Annotated in this window: 17 protein-coding genes, 1 tRNA gene and 1 pseudogene; 3 read left to right on the top strand and 16 right to left on the bottom strand. The window is 67.8% G+C overall.

Features of this window, described 5'->3' with window-relative positions; genetic code table 11:
* Positions 1-2: 2 nt before the first annotated feature.
* From glyA to ASD25_RS01610, 9 genes and pseudogenes are all read right to left on the bottom strand, one after another.
* Positions 3-1,286, bottom strand: a complete 1,284-nt coding sequence (gene glyA, locus ASD25_RS01650) for a serine hydroxymethyltransferase (protein ID WP_056614422.1) — start codon at positions 1,284-1,286, stop codon at positions 3-5.
* A 67-nt stretch (positions 1,287-1,353) separates the two neighbouring features.
* Positions 1,354-1,542: a hypothetical protein gene (locus ASD25_RS01645; protein WP_056614415.1), complete on the bottom strand. Its 189-nt coding sequence runs from the start codon at positions 1,540-1,542 to the stop codon at positions 1,354-1,356.
* A gap of 154 nt (positions 1,543-1,696) precedes the next feature.
* Complete coding sequence (gene hemA, locus ASD25_RS01640; RefSeq protein ID WP_056614841.1) at positions 1,697-2,923, bottom strand: 5-aminolevulinate synthase; 1,227 nt, start codon at positions 2,921-2,923, stop codon at positions 1,697-1,699.
* Between the two features lie 127 nt (positions 2,924-3,050).
* Positions 3,051-3,853 (bottom strand): annotated as a pseudogene (locus tag ASD25_RS01635) (NAD-binding protein).
* Between the two features lie 47 nt (positions 3,854-3,900).
* Positions 3,901-5,058, bottom strand: a complete 1,158-nt coding sequence (locus ASD25_RS01630) for an alpha/beta fold hydrolase (protein ID WP_056614412.1) — start codon at positions 5,056-5,058, stop codon at positions 3,901-3,903.
* A 69-nt stretch (positions 5,059-5,127) separates the two neighbouring features.
* On the bottom strand, positions 5,128-5,889 hold the full coding sequence (locus ASD25_RS01625) for a class I SAM-dependent methyltransferase (protein WP_056614409.1): 762 nt from the start codon (positions 5,887-5,889) through the stop codon (positions 5,128-5,130).
* 64 nt (positions 5,890-5,953) lie between these two features.
* On the bottom strand, positions 5,954-6,727 hold the full coding sequence (locus ASD25_RS01620) for a class I SAM-dependent methyltransferase (protein ID WP_056614408.1): 774 nt from the start codon (positions 6,725-6,727) through the stop codon (positions 5,954-5,956).
* A 59-nt stretch (positions 6,728-6,786) separates the two neighbouring features.
* Positions 6,787-7,836, bottom strand: coding sequence for an enoyl-CoA hydratase/isomerase family protein (locus ASD25_RS01615; protein WP_056614407.1), 1,050 nt, complete (start codon positions 7,834-7,836; stop codon positions 6,787-6,789).
* A 37-nt stretch (positions 7,837-7,873) separates the two neighbouring features.
* Positions 7,874-9,013: an isobutyryl-CoA dehydrogenase gene (locus ASD25_RS01610; protein ID WP_056614404.1), complete on the bottom strand. Its 1,140-nt coding sequence runs from the start codon at positions 9,011-9,013 to the stop codon at positions 7,874-7,876.
* A gap of 296 nt (positions 9,014-9,309) precedes the next feature.
* On the opposite strand from ASD25_RS01610, the gene hemB reads away from it, so the two are divergent.
* Both hemB and ASD25_RS01600 read left to right on the top strand, forming a co-directional pair.
* Complete coding sequence (hemB, locus tag ASD25_RS01605; RefSeq protein ID WP_056614401.1) at positions 9,310-10,311, top strand: porphobilinogen synthase; 1,002 nt, start codon at positions 9,310-9,312, stop codon at positions 10,309-10,311.
* The gene (locus ASD25_RS01600; RefSeq protein WP_056614400.1) at positions 10,308-10,637 is read left to right on the top strand and encodes an MmcQ/YjbR family DNA-binding protein; all 330 of its coding nucleotides are present in this window, start codon (positions 10,308-10,310) and stop codon (positions 10,635-10,637) included. The genes hemB and ASD25_RS01600 overlap by 4 nt, the downstream gene beginning before the upstream one ends.
* On the opposite strand, the gene ASD25_RS01595 is transcribed toward ASD25_RS01600, so the two are convergent.
* Genes ASD25_RS01595 through ASD25_RS01570 form a run of 6 tightly spaced genes read right to left on the bottom strand, consistent with a single transcriptional unit; the run spans position 10,634 to position 15,797 of the window.
* Positions 10,634-11,707 carry an alpha/beta fold hydrolase gene (locus ASD25_RS01595; RefSeq protein ID WP_056614399.1) on the bottom strand — a complete coding sequence of 358 codons (1,074 nt, stop codon included), beginning with the start codon at positions 11,705-11,707 and terminating at the stop codon, positions 10,634-10,636. The genes ASD25_RS01600 and ASD25_RS01595 overlap by 4 nt on opposite strands.
* Positions 11,704-12,525: an MBL fold metallo-hydrolase gene (locus tag ASD25_RS01590; RefSeq protein ID WP_056614398.1), complete on the bottom strand. Its 822-nt coding sequence runs from the start codon at positions 12,523-12,525 to the stop codon at positions 11,704-11,706. The genes ASD25_RS01595 and ASD25_RS01590 overlap by 4 nt, the downstream gene beginning before the upstream one ends.
* Positions 12,522-13,310 (bottom strand): TatD family hydrolase, encoded by a 789-nt coding sequence (locus tag ASD25_RS01585; protein ID WP_056614395.1) that lies wholly within the window; start codon positions 13,308-13,310, stop codon positions 12,522-12,524. Before ASD25_RS01585 ends, ASD25_RS01590 begins: the two co-directional genes overlap by 4 nt.
* On the bottom strand, positions 13,310-14,287 hold the full coding sequence (locus ASD25_RS01580; protein WP_056614392.1) for a DNA polymerase III subunit delta': 978 nt from the start codon (positions 14,285-14,287) through the stop codon (positions 13,310-13,312). Before ASD25_RS01580 ends, ASD25_RS01585 begins: the two co-directional genes overlap by 1 nt.
* Entirely contained in the window at positions 14,284-14,910 is a 627-nt protein-coding gene (gene tmk / locus ASD25_RS01575) for a dTMP kinase (protein ID WP_056614390.1), read from the bottom strand. The genes ASD25_RS01580 and tmk overlap by 4 nt, the downstream gene beginning before the upstream one ends.
* 38 nt (positions 14,911-14,948) lie before the next feature.
* Positions 14,949-15,797 (bottom strand): septal ring lytic transglycosylase RlpA family protein, encoded by an 849-nt coding sequence (locus ASD25_RS01570; protein ID WP_056614389.1) that lies wholly within the window; start codon positions 15,795-15,797, stop codon positions 14,949-14,951.
* Between the two features lie 95 nt (positions 15,798-15,892).
* Here ASD25_RS01570 and ASD25_RS01565 point away from each other — a divergent pair.
* Positions 15,893-15,982, top strand: a tRNA-Ser gene (locus ASD25_RS01565).
* Between the two features lie 87 nt (positions 15,983-16,069).
* On the opposite strand, the gene ASD25_RS01560 is transcribed toward ASD25_RS01565, so the two are convergent.
* Entirely contained in the window at positions 16,070-16,387 is a 318-nt protein-coding gene (locus ASD25_RS01560) for a hypothetical protein (protein ID WP_056614388.1), read from the bottom strand.
* Positions 16,388-16,485 lie beyond the last annotated feature (98 nt).

Raw genomic sequence — 16,485 nt, 5'->3', positions numbered from 1 at the left:
GCTTATCCGTAAATCGGGAAGCGACGCGTGAGCTCGCGCACCTCGCCCGCCACGCGTTGCGACACGCCGGCGTCCGCTTCGTCCGTGCCCTTCATCGAGTCGATCACGTCGGCGATCCAGTGACCGACCTGCTGGAACTCGCCGACGCCGAAGCCACGGGTCGTGCCGGCCGGCGTGCCCAGACGGACGCCCGAGGTGATGGTGAAAGGCGCGGTGTCGAACGGCACGCCATTCTTGTTGCAGGTCATCAGGGCGTGTTCGAGAGCGGCTTCCGTCGCCTTGCCCGTCACGCCCTTGGGCCGGAGGTCGACCAGCATCAGGTGGCTGTCGGTGCCGCCCGAGACGATGGCCGCGCCCCGCTCGACCAGCACGGCGGCCAGCGCCTGCGCATTGGTCACCACCTGCTGCGCATACAGCTTGAACTCGGGCTTCAGCGCCTCGCCGAAGGCCACGGCCTTGGCGGCGATGACATGCTCCAGCGGCCCGCCCTGCAGGCCCGGGAACACCGCCGAGTTGATCTTCTTGCCCAGCTCGATGTCGTTCGACAGCACCATGCCGCCGCGCGGCCCGCGCAGGGTCTTGTGGGTCGTGGTCGTGACCACATGGGCGTGCGGCAGCGGGTCGGGATAGACGCCGCCGGCGATCAGCCCCGCATAGTGGGCCATGTCGACCATCAGGTATGCGCCGACGCTGTCCGCGATCTCGCGGAACCGCTTGAAGTCGATGTGACGGCTGTAGGCGCTGGCCCCGGCGAGGATCAGCTTGGGCTTCTCCTTCTCGGCCATTTCCGCGACGTGGTCATAGTCGATCAGGCAGTCGTCCTCGCGGACCTTGTAGGTCACCGGCCGGAACCACTTGCCGGACTGGTTGGCGGGCGAGCCGTGGGTCAGGTGGCCGCCGGCCGCCAGATCCATGCCCAGGAAGGTGTCGCCCGGCGTCAGCAGGGCCTGGAACACCGCCTGGTTGGCCTGGGCGCCCGAGTGCGGCTGGACGTTGGCGAAGGCGCAGCCGAACAGCTGCTTGGCCCGGCTGCGGGCCAGATCCTCGGTCACATCGACGTATTCGCAGCCGCCATAGTAGCGGCGCCCGGGATAGCCCTCGGCGTATTTGTTGGTCAGGACCGAACCCTGCGCCTCCAGCACCGCCTTCGAGACGATGTTCTCGGACGCGATCAGTTCGATCTGTTCCTTCTGCCGGCCCAGTTCGCCCTGGATCCCCCCGAAGATGTCGGGATCGGCCTCGGCGAGGCTCTTCGAGAAATAGTCGGCGTGGGTGAAGGCGGTCACTGGTAATCCCCGAAGCTGGACGGTGACCCATTTAGGCCCGACGCCGGTTTACCACAACATCTTGTGGTCAGCGGGCGGCCAGCGCCCGTTTCAGCTTGCCCAGCGCGATCCGCTCCAGCCCCGCCCGCTCGGTCGCGGGACCGATGGCGGAGGCTTCAACCCCGGTCGCGACATGCACGGCCGAGCATTTCAGATACGGCCCGTTGCGGGTCAGTTCGACGATCACCTCGCCCAGGTCCGCTCCACCGCTCGCCATGGTCACGCAAACCCCCCGCTCATCCCGGCGAAAGCCGGGACCCAGTTCTTTGGGTGAAGGATGGGGGGATCATCTCACCGCAGGCAAGTCCTGAAAGGCCGGCGTCAGGCTGGACAGGACTGGGTCCCGGCTTTCGCCGGGATGAGCGGAAAGATCAGGCGACGGCAGGAAGGCGCGCCACGTTGCAGTGGGTCCACAGGGCGTCCATGGCGCGGACCAGATCGTCCATCATGGCGTCGGTGTGGTTCGGCGACGGCGTGAAGCGCAGCCGCTCGGTGCCCTTGGGCACGGTCGGATAGTTGATCGGCTGGACATAGACGCCGTGCTCGTCCAGCAGCATGTCCGAGATCATTTTCGTGTGCACCGGATCGCCCACGAACACCGGCACGATATGGCTGACCGACTCCATCACCGGAATGCCGGCCGCGGCGAATCGCGCCTTCAGCGTCGCGGCGCGCTCCTGATGAGCCTCGCGCAGCTCGGGATGGGCCTTGAGATGGCGCACCGAGGCCAGAGCCCCGGCCGTCAGGGCCGGCGGCAGGCTGGTTGTGAAGATGAAGCCCGAGGCCCAGCTACGCACGGCGTCGACGATCACGGCGTCCGCCGCGATGTACCCGCCCATGACGCCGATGGCCTTGCCGAGTGTGCATTCGACGATGTCGATGCCGTCCAGAACCCCGTCCCGCTCGGCCACGCCCGCGCCGGTCGCGCCGTACAGGCCGACCGCGTGGACCTCGTCGAGATAGGTCATGGCGCCGTATTTCTTCGCCAGGGCGATGGTCCCGGCCAGGTCGGCGATGTCGCCGTCCATCGAATAGACGCTCTCGAAGGCGATCAGCTTGGGCGCGTCCGCGGGCGCCTCGGCCAGCAGGGCCTCGAGGTGTTCCAGATCGTTATGGGCGTAGATGTGCCGCTCGCAGCCGCCGTTGCGGATGCCGGCGATCATCGAGGCGTGGTTCAGGCTGTCCGAGAAGACGATCAGCCCCGGCAGGATGCGCTGCAGCGTCGTCAGCGTCGCCTCATTGGCCACATAGCCCGAGGTGAACAGGAGCGCCGCTTCCTTCTGGTGCCAGTGCGCCAGCTCGGCTTCCAGATCGACCGCCGACCGCGTCGTGCCCGAGATGTTGCGCGTGCCGCCGGCGCCAGCGCCCACCGCCTCGATCTCGGCCTGCATGGCCTCCAGCACCACCGGATGCTGGCCCATGCCCAGATAGTCGTTCGAACACCAGACGATCACGTCCTGCTCAGACCCGTCCTCCCGGCGGCGGATCGCCTTCGGGAACTGGCCGCGCACGCGCTTCAGGTCGGCGAAGACGCGATAGCGCCCCTCGCCCTTGACCTGCTCCACGGCGGTCTCGAATGCGGCCTTGTAGTCGAACAAACTGACAGCTCTGCTGGCGGCGAAATCCTTGCCGCGTGATGCGCCGATGTGGACGATTTGTCCATGAATCGGGGCGGACAAAACGCCGCAAACCCTTAATTGATAACGGTTCTCAAAAACCCCACCCCTAGTCCTTCGGCAGCTCGTCCAGCTTGCCGCGCAGCATCTGCAGGATGGCCGAGAAGTCGCGGCCGCCGTAGCCCAGACCGTTGAACATCTGGAACAGCGCCTCCGTCTGCGCCCCCAGCGGCGTCGAGGCGCCCGATTTCGCCGCCGCGTCCTGCGCCAGCTTCAGGTCCTTCAGCATCATCGCCGTGGCGAAGCCGCCGTCATAGTTGCGGTTCGACGGCGCCGTCGGCACCGGGCCGGGCCACGGATAATAGGTCGTCACCGACCAGCTCTGGCCCGACGACTTGGCCACGATGTCGAACATCTTGACCGGGTCCAGCCCCAGCTTCTCGGCCAGGCCGATCGCCTCGCAGGTGCCCAGCATGGTGATGCCCAGGATCATGTTGTTGCAGATCTTGGCCGCCTGCCCCGCCCCGTGGTCGCCGGCGCGGAAGGTCGCGCGGCTCATCGGCTCCAGCGCCGCCTCGATGCGCCAGACACCGGCGCGTCGGCGAAGGCGTAGCCCGCCTCCTTGGCCAGCCCCGCCACCTTGCGCGCCGTATCCACGTCGATGGTCGAACAATCCAGCAGAAGGGCCGCCGTCGGGGCGGCGCCGATGATCTGCTCCGAATAGACCTTCAGCACATGCGGCCCGGCCGGCAGCATGGTGATGACCACGTCCGCGTCCTTGACGGCCTCCGCCACAGACGCGACCGGCGTACAGCCCGCAGCGGCGGCGCGATCCAGCGCCGCCTGAGACAGGTCGAAGGCCGCGACGGCGTTTCCGGCCTTTGCCTGATTGGCGGCCATGCCCCCGCCCATGTTGCCGAGGCCGATGAAGGCTATTTTCACAACCGATACTCCGATGATCAGGCGCGGAGAGGTATCGCCTCGGGAGCCGGTTGCACAGAGGCCGCAAACGCCCCGATCGCTTCGTTGTAGATTTCCGCCTGTTCGAGGAAGCCCATGTGATTGACGCCCTCGACCACCTGAAAGCGCGCCTTCGGGACGGTCGTCGCGATCGTCTCGCTGGCTTCCAGCTTGGTGACGATGTCCTTGTCGCCGCCGACGACCAGCACCGGCGTCATGATATTCCGCAGCGCCTCGGTGGCGTCCCACCGGAACATGGCCAGATTGCCCTTCGCCAGCACGCCCGGCGGATTTCGGGTCGCCAGAAGCGTCGTGTGCTCCAGTTGGCTGCGGGTAACGAAGCGCCCGAAGCCCAGGCGGTTGGCCATGTGGGCCGAGCCGCTGAGGTAGCTCTGCCATGCGGCCAGCCACGCCAGCGGCTGCAGCCAGATCGCCAGCCGCATCAACGGCTCCAGCACGGGCCAGCGCAGGGCCTTGACCAGGCCGCTCAGGATCATGGTCTCGAGGGGGTTCGTATAGGTGGTGTTGAGCAGGACGGCGCCGGCCACTTCGCGATTGAAGAACGCAGGCTCATCGCGCGCCAGCGTCTGGATCGTCATGCCGCCGATGCTGTGCCCGACCAGCACGACCGGGCGCCCTCCCGCCAGCCCGATAACGGACTTCAGGTCGCGGGCGAAGCTGCTGAGCGCCACAGCGTCGCGGCCGTCTGCGGTCGAGCAACCGAGGCCGGGCAGATCCCAGACGATGACCCGGAAACGCCGGGCCAGATGCTGCCTCGCGTAATACCAGATGGTGCTGTCCATGCCCCAGCCATGGATTAGCACCAGCGGCGGAGCCGCCGCATCGCCATGGGTTTCCACATAGAGCGAAGCGCCGCCGGCGCCGGCGATCATTTCACCGGCGCCCCGCTCGGGTCGGGTTCGTTCCGTGTCGGACCTCGCGAGCAGCAGCGGAACCAGGAAGCGCCCGAGGAATGACCAGCCGATCAGCGCCACAGCTGCCCAGAGGCGCCAGTCCTCGCGCACCCGCTGGAGAGTCCCGTCCACGTTCTGGACGATATCCCCCTCGAACCAGGTCCACGCCAGATATCCGCCCGAACCGAGCACGGCCAATGAGAACAGCCCGAAACCGAGGCTGGCGAGAAAGGATAACGGCATGGGAATTCCTGCGGCTGCCGTACGGGCAGCGATTGCAGGCCCTAACCGGCCGGAGCGCCCATCGTTCCGTCAGCCCGGCTTTTTGAACCGCAGCATGAACTGGCTGGTGCGACCCCGGATCGACCCGTCGAAGACATTGGCTGTGCGCGGGTCGCCCGCGATGGCCAGCACATCGCTCTCGCCATCCAGCACGAAACCCGCCGCGGTCACCTCGCGCTTGACCGCCTCGATGTCGATCCGGTGCAGGGTGTGCGCGGCCGACAGGTCTGATCCGGCGGCGGCGTGATGGTCGATGATGACATAGCGCCCGCCCGGCTTCAGCGCCGCGAAGGCCGCGGCGTTGACCTTGGCCGCGGTGTCCGTCGGGAACGGCTGCAGATGCAGGTCGTGATAGTTCTGGGCCGTGAAGATCAGGTCCAGCCCCGCCGGAAACTCGGGAGCCCCGATCGGCGAGCGGATGGCGTCCACGTTCGGTAGGGCGTCCGCCGCCGTCAACGCCTCGCCATAGCTGGCCTGGAAGGCGATGAACTCGGCCGGCTGCCACGCGGTGACACGGCCCTCAGGCCCCACGGCCGCCGAGAAGATGCGGGTGAAATAGCCGCCGCCGATGATCATGTCGGCGACCTTCTCGCCCGGCTTCACGCCGGCGAAGTCGAGGGTCTCGACCGCATGCCGCGCCTCGTCGCGCGCGCGGTCCTCGGGCGTCCGGACCGGGTCGGCCAGTACAGACGCATAGCTTTGGGGGAGGAAATCAGCTGCTGGAGCAACCGTCCAGCCGGCGGATGAAAGCGCGACAACCGCCACAGCGGCCATGAACAGGGAACGACGCATGACTGATCCTCCTGCCGCGCTCTGGCGGCGCTGAAGGACAAGCTAGACCGAACGCGGGTTGTCGTCAGCCCGGTTTGCGGAAGCGATAGACGAACTGGTCGCTGCGCCCCCGGATGGCGGGATCGAACACCGACAGGCTGTGGTCGTCCGCCGGATTGGCGACCGCCGTGCTCTCGCCGTCGAAGATGAAGCCTGCGGCCTCCACCTGCGCCCGCAGGGCCGAGGCCTCGATCCGGTGCAGCGTCCCGACCACCGACACGCCCGCGCCCGGCGCCGACTGGTGATCCAGAATGACATACAGCCCGCCGGGCTTCAGCGCCGCATAGACGGCGGCGTTCATCCGCGCGACATCGACGTTGAACCGGGGGATGACGAAGTCGTGGTACTCCTGCCCCATGAAGACCACGTCCAGCGGACGGTCGAAGGCCATCTCCTCCAGCGCCCCGGTCACCCGGCTGACATTGGGATAGGTCGCCGCCATCGCATCGGCGAAGGCGTTCTCGCGCGCCGCCGTCTGGTTCGGCACCACCGCATAGACATGGCCCGTCGGCCCCACCGTCGGCGCGAACAGACGGGTGAAATAGCCCTCTTCCGGTCGAACGTCGGCGATCACGTCGCCCGGCTCCAGCCGCGCGAAGGCCAGCATCTCGGCGGGCTTGCGCAGCGGATCGCGCGCGACCTCCTCGGGCAGACGCCGCGCATCGGCCACCGCCGCCGCATAGCCGGCCTCAAGGTTCGGCCGCACGTCGCTGCCGGAGACCACGACCTCGTCGCCGCTCATCGCACAGCCGCCGATGGCCGCCGAAACCGCCAGCACCAATCCCAAAGTCCTGATCATGACCGACCCTCCTGTTCCCGCAACAAGCTACGCCCCGGAAGCGGCAGGGATGCAAGGCCTCACGGGAGCGGCGACCACTCCCGGTCCGCCGGCAGCGGCGCGAACAGCGCTTCGACCATCGCATCCGTCACGCCTGACAGCTCGGCGGGCGACCAGTTCGGCGTATTGTCCTTGTCGACGATGACCGCCCGCACCCCCTCCTGGAAGTCATGGCTGCGCACCACCCGACCACCCAGCCGGTACTCCATCGCCATATTGTCAGCGAAGCTCGCCAGCCCGGCCCCGGTGCGCAGCTGGCGCAGGGTCACCTTCATCGACTGCGGCGACTTGGTCTTCAGCACCGCCAGCTGGGCCAGCGCCCAGTCCGACCCGTCCGCCTCCAGCGCCGCAAAAATCTCCTCGACCGTGTCGAAGGCGAACAACCGGTCGATGGCCTCCAGATGCGCCTCCACCGGCGCCTCGCCCGGATCGGCCTCCAGCCCGTCGGCCACATCCGCCGGATGGGCCGGGTCCGCCGCCAGAATGGCCTTGAAGGCCTCCACGGCGTCGCTTGGCAGATAGTGGCTGTGGATGCCGAGGAAGACCGTATCCGCCGCCTTCAGCCGCGCACCGGTCAGGGCCAGCCAGACGCCCGTCTGCCCCGGCAGCCGCGACAGGAACCAGCCGCCGCCCACGTCGGGGAACAGGCCGATGCCCGTCTCGGGCATGGCGTAGGTCGTACGCTCGGTAGCGATCCGCACCTCGGCCGGCTCCGAAATGCCGACCCCGCCGCCCATGACGATCCCGTCGACGATCGCGGTGATCGGCTTGGGGTATTCGAACATCAGATGGTTCAGCCGGTATTCGCTGAGGAAGAAGGCCTTGGCCTCCGACGCGTCCCCCGCCCCGCTCTCGGCAATCATCCGGATGTCGCCGCCAGCGCAGAAGCCGCGCTCGCCCGAATGGTCGATCAGGACGGACTTCACCGTCTCGTCCGCGCGCCACGCCAGCAAAGCCGCAGTCATCGCCTCGCACATGTCGCGGTTCAGCGCATGCAGCGCCTTGGGCCGGTTCAGGGTAATGCGACCCACGCCGGATTCGACACGGGTCAGGACTTCGGATTCGTTCATGCGCTGCCTCTACGAAGCGCCGCCGTCACGGTCCAGCCTACTGCCGCATCATTTCCCGCGCCGTGATCACCCGCATGATCTCATTGGTGCCTTCCAGAATCCGGTGCACCCGCAGGTCGCGCACGATCCGCTCCAGCGGATAGTCCTTCAGATAGCCGTAGCCGCCGTGCAGCTGCAGGGCCTCGTCGCCGATCTGGAAACAGACGTCGGTCGTCATCCGCTTGGCCATGGCGCACCATTTGGTCTTCTCGGGATGGTTGGTGTCCATCGCCCAGGCCCCGCGCAGCACCATCAGCCGGCAGGCGTCCAGCTGGGTGGCCATGTCGGCCAGTTTGAACTGGGTGTTCTGGAAGTCGCCAATGGGCTTGCCGAACTGTTTGCGGGTTTTGACGTATTCCAGCGTCGTTTCGAGCGCCAGCCGCGCCCCGCCCAGCGAACAGGCCGCGATGTTCAGCCGGCCGCCGTCCAGACCCATCATGGCGTAGCGGAAGCCGTCGCCTTCCTTGCCCAGCAGGTTGGCGACAGGGATGCGGCAATCGTCGAACGAGACGATGGCCGTAGGCTGGCTGTTCCAGCCCATCTTCTTCTCCTGGGCGCCGAAGCTGAGGCCCGGCGCGCCCAGATCGACGACGAAGGCCGAAATGCCCTTGGGGCCAGCCTCCCCGGTCCGCGCCATCACCACATAGACGTCGCTGGTCCCCGCGCCCGAGATGAAGGCCTTGGAGCCGTTCAGCACCCATTCGTCGCCGTCGCGCGTCGCGGTCGTTCGCATCGCTGCGGCGTCCGACCCCGAACCCGGCTCGGTCAGGCAGTAGCTGGCGATCTTCTCCATCGTCACCAGCGACGGCACATAGCGGCCGCGCAGGTCGTCCGACCCGAACTTGTCGATCATCCACGTCGCCATGTTGTGGATGCTGATGAAGGCCGCCGTCGACACGTCGCCGCGCGACAACTCCTCGAAGATCACCGCCGCCTCGACGCGGCCCAGCGCCATCCCGCCGTGCTCCTCGCCCGTATAGATGCCGCAGAAGCCCATCTCCGCCGCGTGACGCATGACGTCGACGGGGAAGTGTTTGGTTTCGTCCCACTCGGCGCTGTGCGGGGCCAGCTCCGCCTCCGCGAACTGCCGGGCGGCGTCCTGGATGGCGCGCTGGTCGTCGTTGAGGGCGAAATCCATGGGAACTCCTGGGTCGGGGGCGGCCTCTGCCGGGCCGTTTCGCCGTGCTTCTATCCAACCCCTGCCGCGGCGTCACCCTCAGCCTGCGTCCGTTTCTGACGCAGGGCCGTGCCAGATTGCCTGCAAGGGCGCCCGTCTGCCCGGCGAGGGAATTACCGGATGAGACTCATGAGACTCTTGAGACTGTTTTTTTCGACCCGCTCGGGACGCACGCTTTGCGTCGGATCTTCGCTCCAGCCCCTTCAAACGCTCCGGCCCCTGTTTTCCCCGGCCGCCAAGCCGCCTATGACGCCAGCATGACCCAGCCGTTCGCGCCCGCCGCCTTCCCCTACGCCCGCCCCCGCCGCCTGCGCTCGAGCCCGTGGTTGCGACGGCTTGTGGCCGAGACGACGCTGACCCCGGCGGACCTGATCTGGCCCCTGATCGTCCACGACGGCGCCGAGGACCGGCAGCCGGTCGCCTCCATGCCCGGCGTCTTCCGCCTGTCGCCGAAAGCCGCCGCGGCCGCCGCCGTCGAGGCCCGCGATCTGGGCATCCCGGTCGTTGCCCTGTTCCCCAACGTCGACGGCGCCATAAAGGACGGCGTCGGCACGGGCGCGACCGACCCCGACGGCCTGATCCCGGCCTGCATCAAGGCCATCAAGGACGCCGCGCCCGAGATCGGCGTCATGACCGACGTGGCGCTGGACTGCTACACCGACCACGGCCACGACGGCGTGGTCGAGAACGGCCGCATCCTCAACGACGCCAGCCTCGAACGGCTCGCCGAACAGGCCTTCATCCAGGCCCATGCCGGCGCCGACATCGTGGCCCCCTCCGACATGATGGACGGGCGGGTGCAGGCCATTCGCGAGGCGCTGGAGGCCAACGGCTTCTCCGACACCCTGATCCTGTCCTACGCGGCCAAATTCGCCTCGGCCTTCTACGGCCCGTACCGCGACGCCGTCGGTTCGGCGAAACAGCTGACCGGCGACAAGAAGACCTACCAGATGGACTACGCCAATTCTGACGAGGCCCTGCGCGAGGTCGCCATGGACATCGCCGAGGGCGCCGATGCTGTCATGGTCAAGCCGGGAATGCCATATCTCGATATCGTTCAACGGGTTGTCGAGACCTTCAAAGTACCGACATTCGCCTATCAGGTGTCCGGCGAATACGCGATGATGCAGGCCTCCATCGCCAACGGCTGGCTCGACGAGGACCGCGCCATCCTGGAAACCCTGCATGGCTTCAAGCGCGCGGGCTGCGCCGGCGTGCTCAGCTATTTCGCGCCGAAGGCGGCGCGGCTGCTGGGATGACCCTCGACGACTTCACGCGCGTCGCCCTCAGCCTCCCCGAGGCCGTCGAGGGCGCGCACATGGGTCGCACCGACTTCCGCGTCGGCAACCGCATCTTCGCCAGCCTCCACTCCGACAAGGACGCCGGAATGGTGATCCTCAAGCCCGAGGAACAGGCCATGCTGGTGGAAGCCGAGCCGGCGATGTTCTCCCCGGTCCCCGGCGGCTGGGGCAAGAGCGGCTCCACCCTCGTCCACATGGCGGCCATCGACGAGCCGACCCTCCGCGACGCCCTGATCCGCGCCTGGCGGCATCGGGCCCCGCCCTCGGCGATAGCCGCCCTCTAGCGCTCGGACCGCGCCAGCAGATCGATGAGGTCGTCCTTCCAGAACACAGCCCAGGTATGCGTTCCGTGTCCCTTGCCGCCCACGCTGTTGGGGATCAGCCGATATCGGACATCAGCGATGCGGGGCGTGAACTGCTCCGACAGGCCCAGCTCCGGCGGATTGATGAAGTCGTCCGCCGAGTTGATCCAGGTCAACGGCGCCTTGATCCGCTCCAGCCCGCCCGAGGGATCATAGTCGTGCGAGGCATTGACCTGATACCAGAGGTCGTTGGCGTCCAGCGTCGGCATTCGTCGCGCCTGCTGGGCCGCCGCATACGCGTCCACCGCCTCCTGCGTCGCCAGATCCTGCTGCAGCGGCATCGCCGCCCCGCCGGCCAGCACCAGCAGGTCCACGGCCTCGCGCAAGCCTTCGCGGGGCTGTTCCGCATAGTCCCCGCCCCGCCACGCCGGATCGCTGCGGATCGCATTCTTCAGCATGGTCCGCCACAGCCGGTTGCGCCCCACGATCGCCGTCGGCTGGCAGGCCAGCGGCATCAGGGCGTCAGCGAAGTCGGGATAGGCCTCGCCCCAGACAAAGGCGTGCATACAGCCCATCGAGGTGCCGAGGATCAGCCGCAACCGGTCCACGCCCAGCCCCTCGGTCAGCAGCCGGCGCTGCGCCTCCACCATGTCGGCATAGCCGTACTCGGGGAACCGCGCCCTCAACCCGTCCGAAGGCTTCGAGGACCCGCCATGGCCGAGGTTGTCGGGCATGATGATGAAGTAGCGCGCCGCATCCAGCGGCTGCCCCGGTCCGAACAGCTCGCCCGCAAACTGCGGCGACAGGAACTGCGCCCCGGTCCCGCCGGTGCCATGCAGCAGCAGGACCGCGTTCTCGACCCGCCCGTCCGCACCCCGGCGAGGCTCTCCGAGCGTACGGTAGTGCAGGCGCAACTCGTCAAGCCGCTGTCCGCCGGTCAGGACGAAATCTGCGGTCCTGAAATCCCCTTCCGTCGGAACGGGCTGAGCGAGGACGGCCGATGACAGGGCCAGCACGGCGAGGCCGCAAACAGCGGACAGCAGACGTCTCATATCCCTGGAGCTCCATCCAACGGCAGCTTCGCCGACCAGCCGTCGAAGGCCACATCAACGTGGGCGGGCACGGCAGCCTTGAGGGCGTTGTAGTCCAGATCGATATGCAGATTGGTCAGCACCGCCCGCCTGACCCCCGCCCGTGCGATCCAGTCCAGCGTCCTCTCGACGTGGGCGTGGGTCGGATGCGGCGTCCAGCGCAGAGCGTCGACGATCCAGAGATCGCAGCCGCGCACCGCCTCGAGCGCCGCCTCGTCCAGATCGGATACGTCGCTGGAATAGGCTACCGGGCCGATGCGATAGCCGACCGACCGGATCGGGCCATGCGCCTGATCGAAGGTCACGACCGGAACATCGCCCCCCGCCCCCTCGATCGCCCAAGGCTGCCCGTGCGGCGGGATTATCTTCTCGTCCAGAATGGCCGGATAGCCCTCCTGGCTTTTGAAAATGTAAGGAAAGCGGCCCGTCAGCGCCCTTTGCGTCGCCGTATCCATCCATGCCGGAACGCGTCGGCGCGTTCGCATCGCGAAGACCCGCAGGTCGTCGATTCCATGCACCTGATCGGCGTGGTCGTGGGTGTAGAGCACGGCGTCGACATGCCGGACCTCCGCCGCCAGCATTTGCGCGCGAAGGTCCGGCGAGGTGTCGATCAGCACGCTGGTCACCCCGTCCTGGCCATGCCGCCGCACCAGGGCCGAACAGCGGGTGCGGTAGTTCTTCGGCTCGGCCGGATCGCAGTCGCCCCAGTCGCCGTCGCCCCGCGGAACCCCGCCCGAAGAGCCGCAGCCCAGGATGACGATCTCCAGCTCTCCGGTCATGCCCCTTCCGGCCTCGGGATGCGATCGAACAGGGCGAAGAAGGCGTCCGTCGTCCGCGACTCCGCCTCCGCGCGCGTCCAGCCGCGAATGTCCGCCAGGACATCCAGCACGTGACCGACATACGCTGGCTCATTGCGCCGCCCGCGATGCGGCACAGGCGCCAGATAGGGGCAGTCCGTCTCGATGATGATGCGATCGGCCGGCATGGCGCGGATCACCTCCCTGACGTCTCCGGCCGCCTTGAAGGTCGCGATGCCCGACACCGAAAACCACGCCCCCAGTTCGGCCGCCTTTTCCGCCAGTTCCGGTCCGCTGGTGTAGCAGTGCATCAGGAACTTGAAGGGCGCAGCGGCCTGTTCCTCCGTCAGGATCGCCGCCATCACGTCATCGGCCTCGCGGGTATGGACCACCAGCGGCAGGCCGGTCAGCCGCGCGGCCTCGATATGCTGCCGGAACACCGCGGCCTGAATGTCGCGGGGGCTGAGATCATAATGGAAATCCAGCCCGCATTCCCCGATCCCCACCACCCGGTCGCGGCCAGCCAGCTCGGCCAGCCGCGCGGCGGTCAGATCCGCGTAGTCCTTCGCCTCGTGCGGATGGACGCCGACCGTGCACCAGATGTCTTCATGAGCCATGGCCAGGCCATGCGTGGCCTCGAAAGTCGACAGCTTGTCCGAAATCTCGACCATGAGGCCGACGCCCGCCGCCCGAGCCCGGGCAATGACGTCATCGCGGTCCTCGTCGAACTGCGGGGCGTGCAGATTGACGTGGCTGTCGATCAGCATCAGGCGCCCGCCTTGGTGCGCTGCAGGTCCGCCAGCGCGCCTGCCAGCACGTCGCCCCGGTCCAGATTGATGGCGGCGGTCCGATCAGGCAGTTCGGACAGGCGGCTCCACAACTCGGCCCAGCGCGCGCCCGACGCCCCCTCCTCCAGCGCCCGCACCTTAACGGCGGCGATCAGCCGGTCCATCAGCGTCTCGAACCGCTCCTGCCCTTCAGCGCCCCGGAACCTGTCGGCGATGGCCATGGCCTCGGCGCGATCAACCACGGGCGCGGCGACCCATGCCTGGGCCAGCTGGTCGGCTTCCAGCGTCGCGCCCGACGCCAGCGCCAGAGCCTGTCCGGGCGACCCGGCGGCCATGTTCGCGATCCGCGCCGCCTCGCCGGACGACACGCCCGTCTGGTTCCGCACCAGATCCTCCAGCGCATGCAGCGGCCATACGGGGAAGGCCAGCCGGCGGCACCGCGAGCGAATCGTCGACAGCAGCCGCCCCGGCGCGTGGGTCACAAGAAACAGCACGCCCCGCTCCGGCGGCTCCTCCAGAACCTTCAGCAAGGCATTGGCGGCGTTGAGATTCAGGTCGTCCGCTGCATCGATGATGGCGACGCGATACCGGGCCTGCGACGGGCTCTTGGAAAAGAACTCCGGCAGATCGCGGGCTTGGTCGACCGAGATCGACTTCTTTGTCTTCCCACCCTCAACGGCGCGTTCCAGCACCAGCAGGTCGGGATGGGACTGGGCCGTGACCAGCCGGGCCACCGGGTCATCGGGCCGCGTTCCCAGCAGCCCCCGCGATGGATCGGACGCCGCCCCGAGCAGCCGTCGCGCTGCGCGATAGGCGAAGGTGGACTTTCCTGACCCCTCGACACCGCACAGCAGCCAGGCGTGATGCAGCCGCCCCTTGTCGAAGGCGTCGAGGAACGACGCCTCGGCTGCGGCGTCCGGGATCAGGTCAAACCGGTCGCGCGGGTGCTCGCTCACAGCAGCCGCGCCTCTATCGCGGCCCAGACGCGCGCCTCGACGGTGTCCTGGTCTCCCTCGGCGTCAATGACGACGCAGCGCTGCGGGTGGCGCGCCGCGATCTCAAGGAAGCCGCGCCGAAGTCGCTCATGGAACTCCAGCCCCTTGGACTCGAAGCGGGTTTCGAACAGCCCACGGCCGAAGGCGCGCTCCAGCCCGACGCTCACAGGCAGGTCGAAGACCAGGGTCAGATCCGGCTGTGTCTCGCCCACGATGGCGGCGTCCAGCGCCTCGATGAACGGCGCGGGCGTCCCGCCGCCGACGCCCTGATAGGCGCGGCTGGAATCGGCGAACCGATCACACACCACCCAGCGCCCGGCTTCCAGCGCAGGCCGGATCGCCCGTTCCAGATGGTCGCTGCGGGCGGCGAACATCAGCATCGTCTCGGTCATCGGCGACCAGCGGCCGGCGTCGCCGTTCAGAGCGATTTTGCGAATATCCTCGGCGCCGGCGGATCCGCCCGGTTCGCGAGTCTGTAGGACCTCAAGGTCACGTGCGCGCAGGCGCTCGACCAGCCGTGCGACCTGGGTCGACTTGCCGGTCCCCTCGCCGCCTTCGAATGTAATGAATCTGCCTTGGGTCACCGGCGCACAATGGCGGCGCCGGCCCGGTTCGCAAGGGTCTAGCCGCCGGAAATCGTCGTGGCTTCGGGATAACCCCGCGAGATCACGGCGCGGCGCGAGCGCTCGGCGGCTTCGGTATCCGGCCATGGCCCGACGAGCACGCGAAACTGACCTGACGCCGCCTCGTTCACCGTCGCCCCGCCGCCCAGATGGGAGGCCGCCCGGCGGGCCTGACGGGCGTCATCCCACATCCCCGCCTGAACCCACACGGCAGCCGGCCCGGGTTCCGGCGCAGCAGCGGCGATGGCCGGGGCAGACGCGAGGTAGGGGACCGGGCCTGAGGCAGCCTCTGCCGAAGCGGCAGGCCGCCGTGTTTCATCAGCGTATTGCAGGGCCGCCCCGCCGCCCGAACGCGGCGCACGACCAAGATAGCGCACCCGCACCTCTCCGGTCCCGGCTCTCCGCAGGTCCAGGGCATCGGCCGCGCCGCGCGACAGGTCAATGATCCGGCCCTCGACGAACGGGCCCCTGTCGTTGATCCGTGCAACGATGCGGCGACCATTGGCGAGGTTGGTCACCTCGACCAGACCCGGCAGCGGCAACGTTCTGTGGGCCGCCGTCACGGCGTTCATATCAAATCGCTCGCCCGTGGCGGTCGGGCGGCCGTGAAACTGGTCGCCGTACCATGACGCCATCCCGGTCTCGTCATAGCGGGGCTGTTCTTCGGGTTGGTACCAGCGCCCACGCACCTTGTAAGGCCGCATCGTGCCGGCGACGATTGGAGCGGGATCGGTGACCACCGCCGCCCGGCCCGCGTCGGCAGAGGGACCTCCCGCGCAGGCAGCCAGAAATGACAGCAGCGCAAGCGCAAATGCGCCCTTGGCGAATGTATTGAATTCTGTAGCCATGGCCCGTTCCCGAAGGCCCGAAGCATGACGATAGACATTTCCGCTTTGGTTAACGGGGCGTTTAGCGCTATGCGGCCATTCCGCTCAACAGGCACGGACAGGTGGCCGAGTGGTTTAAGGCAGCGGTCTTGAAAACCGCCGTAGGTGTGAGCCTACCGTGGGTTCGAATCCCACCCTGTCCGCCACACTACAAGGCCGGCATAAACTCCCCGGAATTCCCGAGCCGCAAGCAGACTGCCTCGCCTCCTGATCGAGGTCTGTCGCCCTGGAGGCTAGCGAACAGCCGCATATGTCGTAGCAGCCTCCCGATAGCGGGCGTGCTCGCGCGCGGTCATGCAGCGCGGCGCGGTCCAGGCCGGGTCTGAAGACCGGACCGACAGCGCCTCGCGGGCAGTGACGAACACCGGCGCGGCGCCGTGTTCGCGGGTGAAGGCGCGGCGGGTCGCGGCGTCTGTGGCGCAGATCAGCACGGGCCGGGCGTTCGACCGTGCGGAAGGCTGCCCGGCCTCGCCGGCGCTCACCAGTCCGGCAGGAAGAATCGCCGCCGCGGCCAAAGCCGCCAGGCCGACAACCGGGGTGAAAGCGCGCATTTCGATCTCTCCAAAGGCCCGAAACGGTCAGGACCCGGAAGAATTATGCGCGCTTTTCTGCGATTGTAAAGATTATGCGACGGTTGAATGTATGAAGT

It is taken from the genome of Brevundimonas sp. Root1423 (assembly GCF_001426805.1).
Note: the sequence above shows the minus strand (reverse complement) of the source record. Positions and strands in the feature narration are given on the sequence as shown.

Coding starts and splice junctions, on each gene's coding strand:
- hemB (WP_056614401.1), top strand. CDS start 9,310: ATGACCCAGCCGTTCGCGCCCGCCGCCTTCCCCTACGCCCGCCCCCGC.
- ASD25_RS01630 (WP_056614412.1), bottom strand. CDS start 5,058: ATGCCGTTATCCTTTCTCGCCAGCCTCGGTTTCGGGCTGTTCTCATTG.
- ASD25_RS01625 (WP_056614409.1), bottom strand. CDS start 5,889: ATGCGTCGTTCCCTGTTCATGGCCGCTGTGGCGGTTGTCGCGCTTTCA.
- ASD25_RS01570 (WP_056614389.1), bottom strand. CDS start 15,797: ATGGCTACAGAATTCAATACATTCGCCAAGGGCGCATTTGCGCTTGCG.
- ASD25_RS01590 (WP_056614398.1), bottom strand. CDS start 12,525: ATGACCGGAGAGCTGGAGATCGTCATCCTGGGCTGCGGCTCTTCGGGC.
- ASD25_RS01615 (WP_056614407.1), bottom strand. CDS start 7,836: ATGAACGAATCCGAAGTCCTGACCCGTGTCGAATCCGGCGTGGGTCGC.
- ASD25_RS01560 (WP_056614388.1), bottom strand. CDS start 16,387: ATGCGCGCTTTCACCCCGGTTGTCGGCCTGGCGGCTTTGGCCGCGGCG.
- ASD25_RS01620 (WP_056614408.1), bottom strand. CDS start 6,727: ATGATCAGGACTTTGGGATTGGTGCTGGCGGTTTCGGCGGCCATCGGC.
- ASD25_RS01595 (WP_056614399.1), bottom strand. CDS start 11,707: ATGAGACGTCTGCTGTCCGCTGTTTGCGGCCTCGCCGTGCTGGCCCTG.
- ASD25_RS01645 (WP_056614415.1), bottom strand. CDS start 1,542: ATGGCGAGCGGTGGAGCGGACCTGGGCGAGGTGATCGTCGAACTGACC.
- ASD25_RS01610 (WP_056614404.1), bottom strand. CDS start 9,013: ATGGATTTCGCCCTCAACGACGACCAGCGCGCCATCCAGGACGCCGCC.
- ASD25_RS01585 (WP_056614395.1), bottom strand. CDS start 13,310: ATGCTGATCGACAGCCACGTCAATCTGCACGCCCCGCAGTTCGACGAG.
- ASD25_RS01600 (WP_056614400.1), top strand. CDS start 10,308: ATGACCCTCGACGACTTCACGCGCGTCGCCCTCAGCCTCCCCGAGGCC.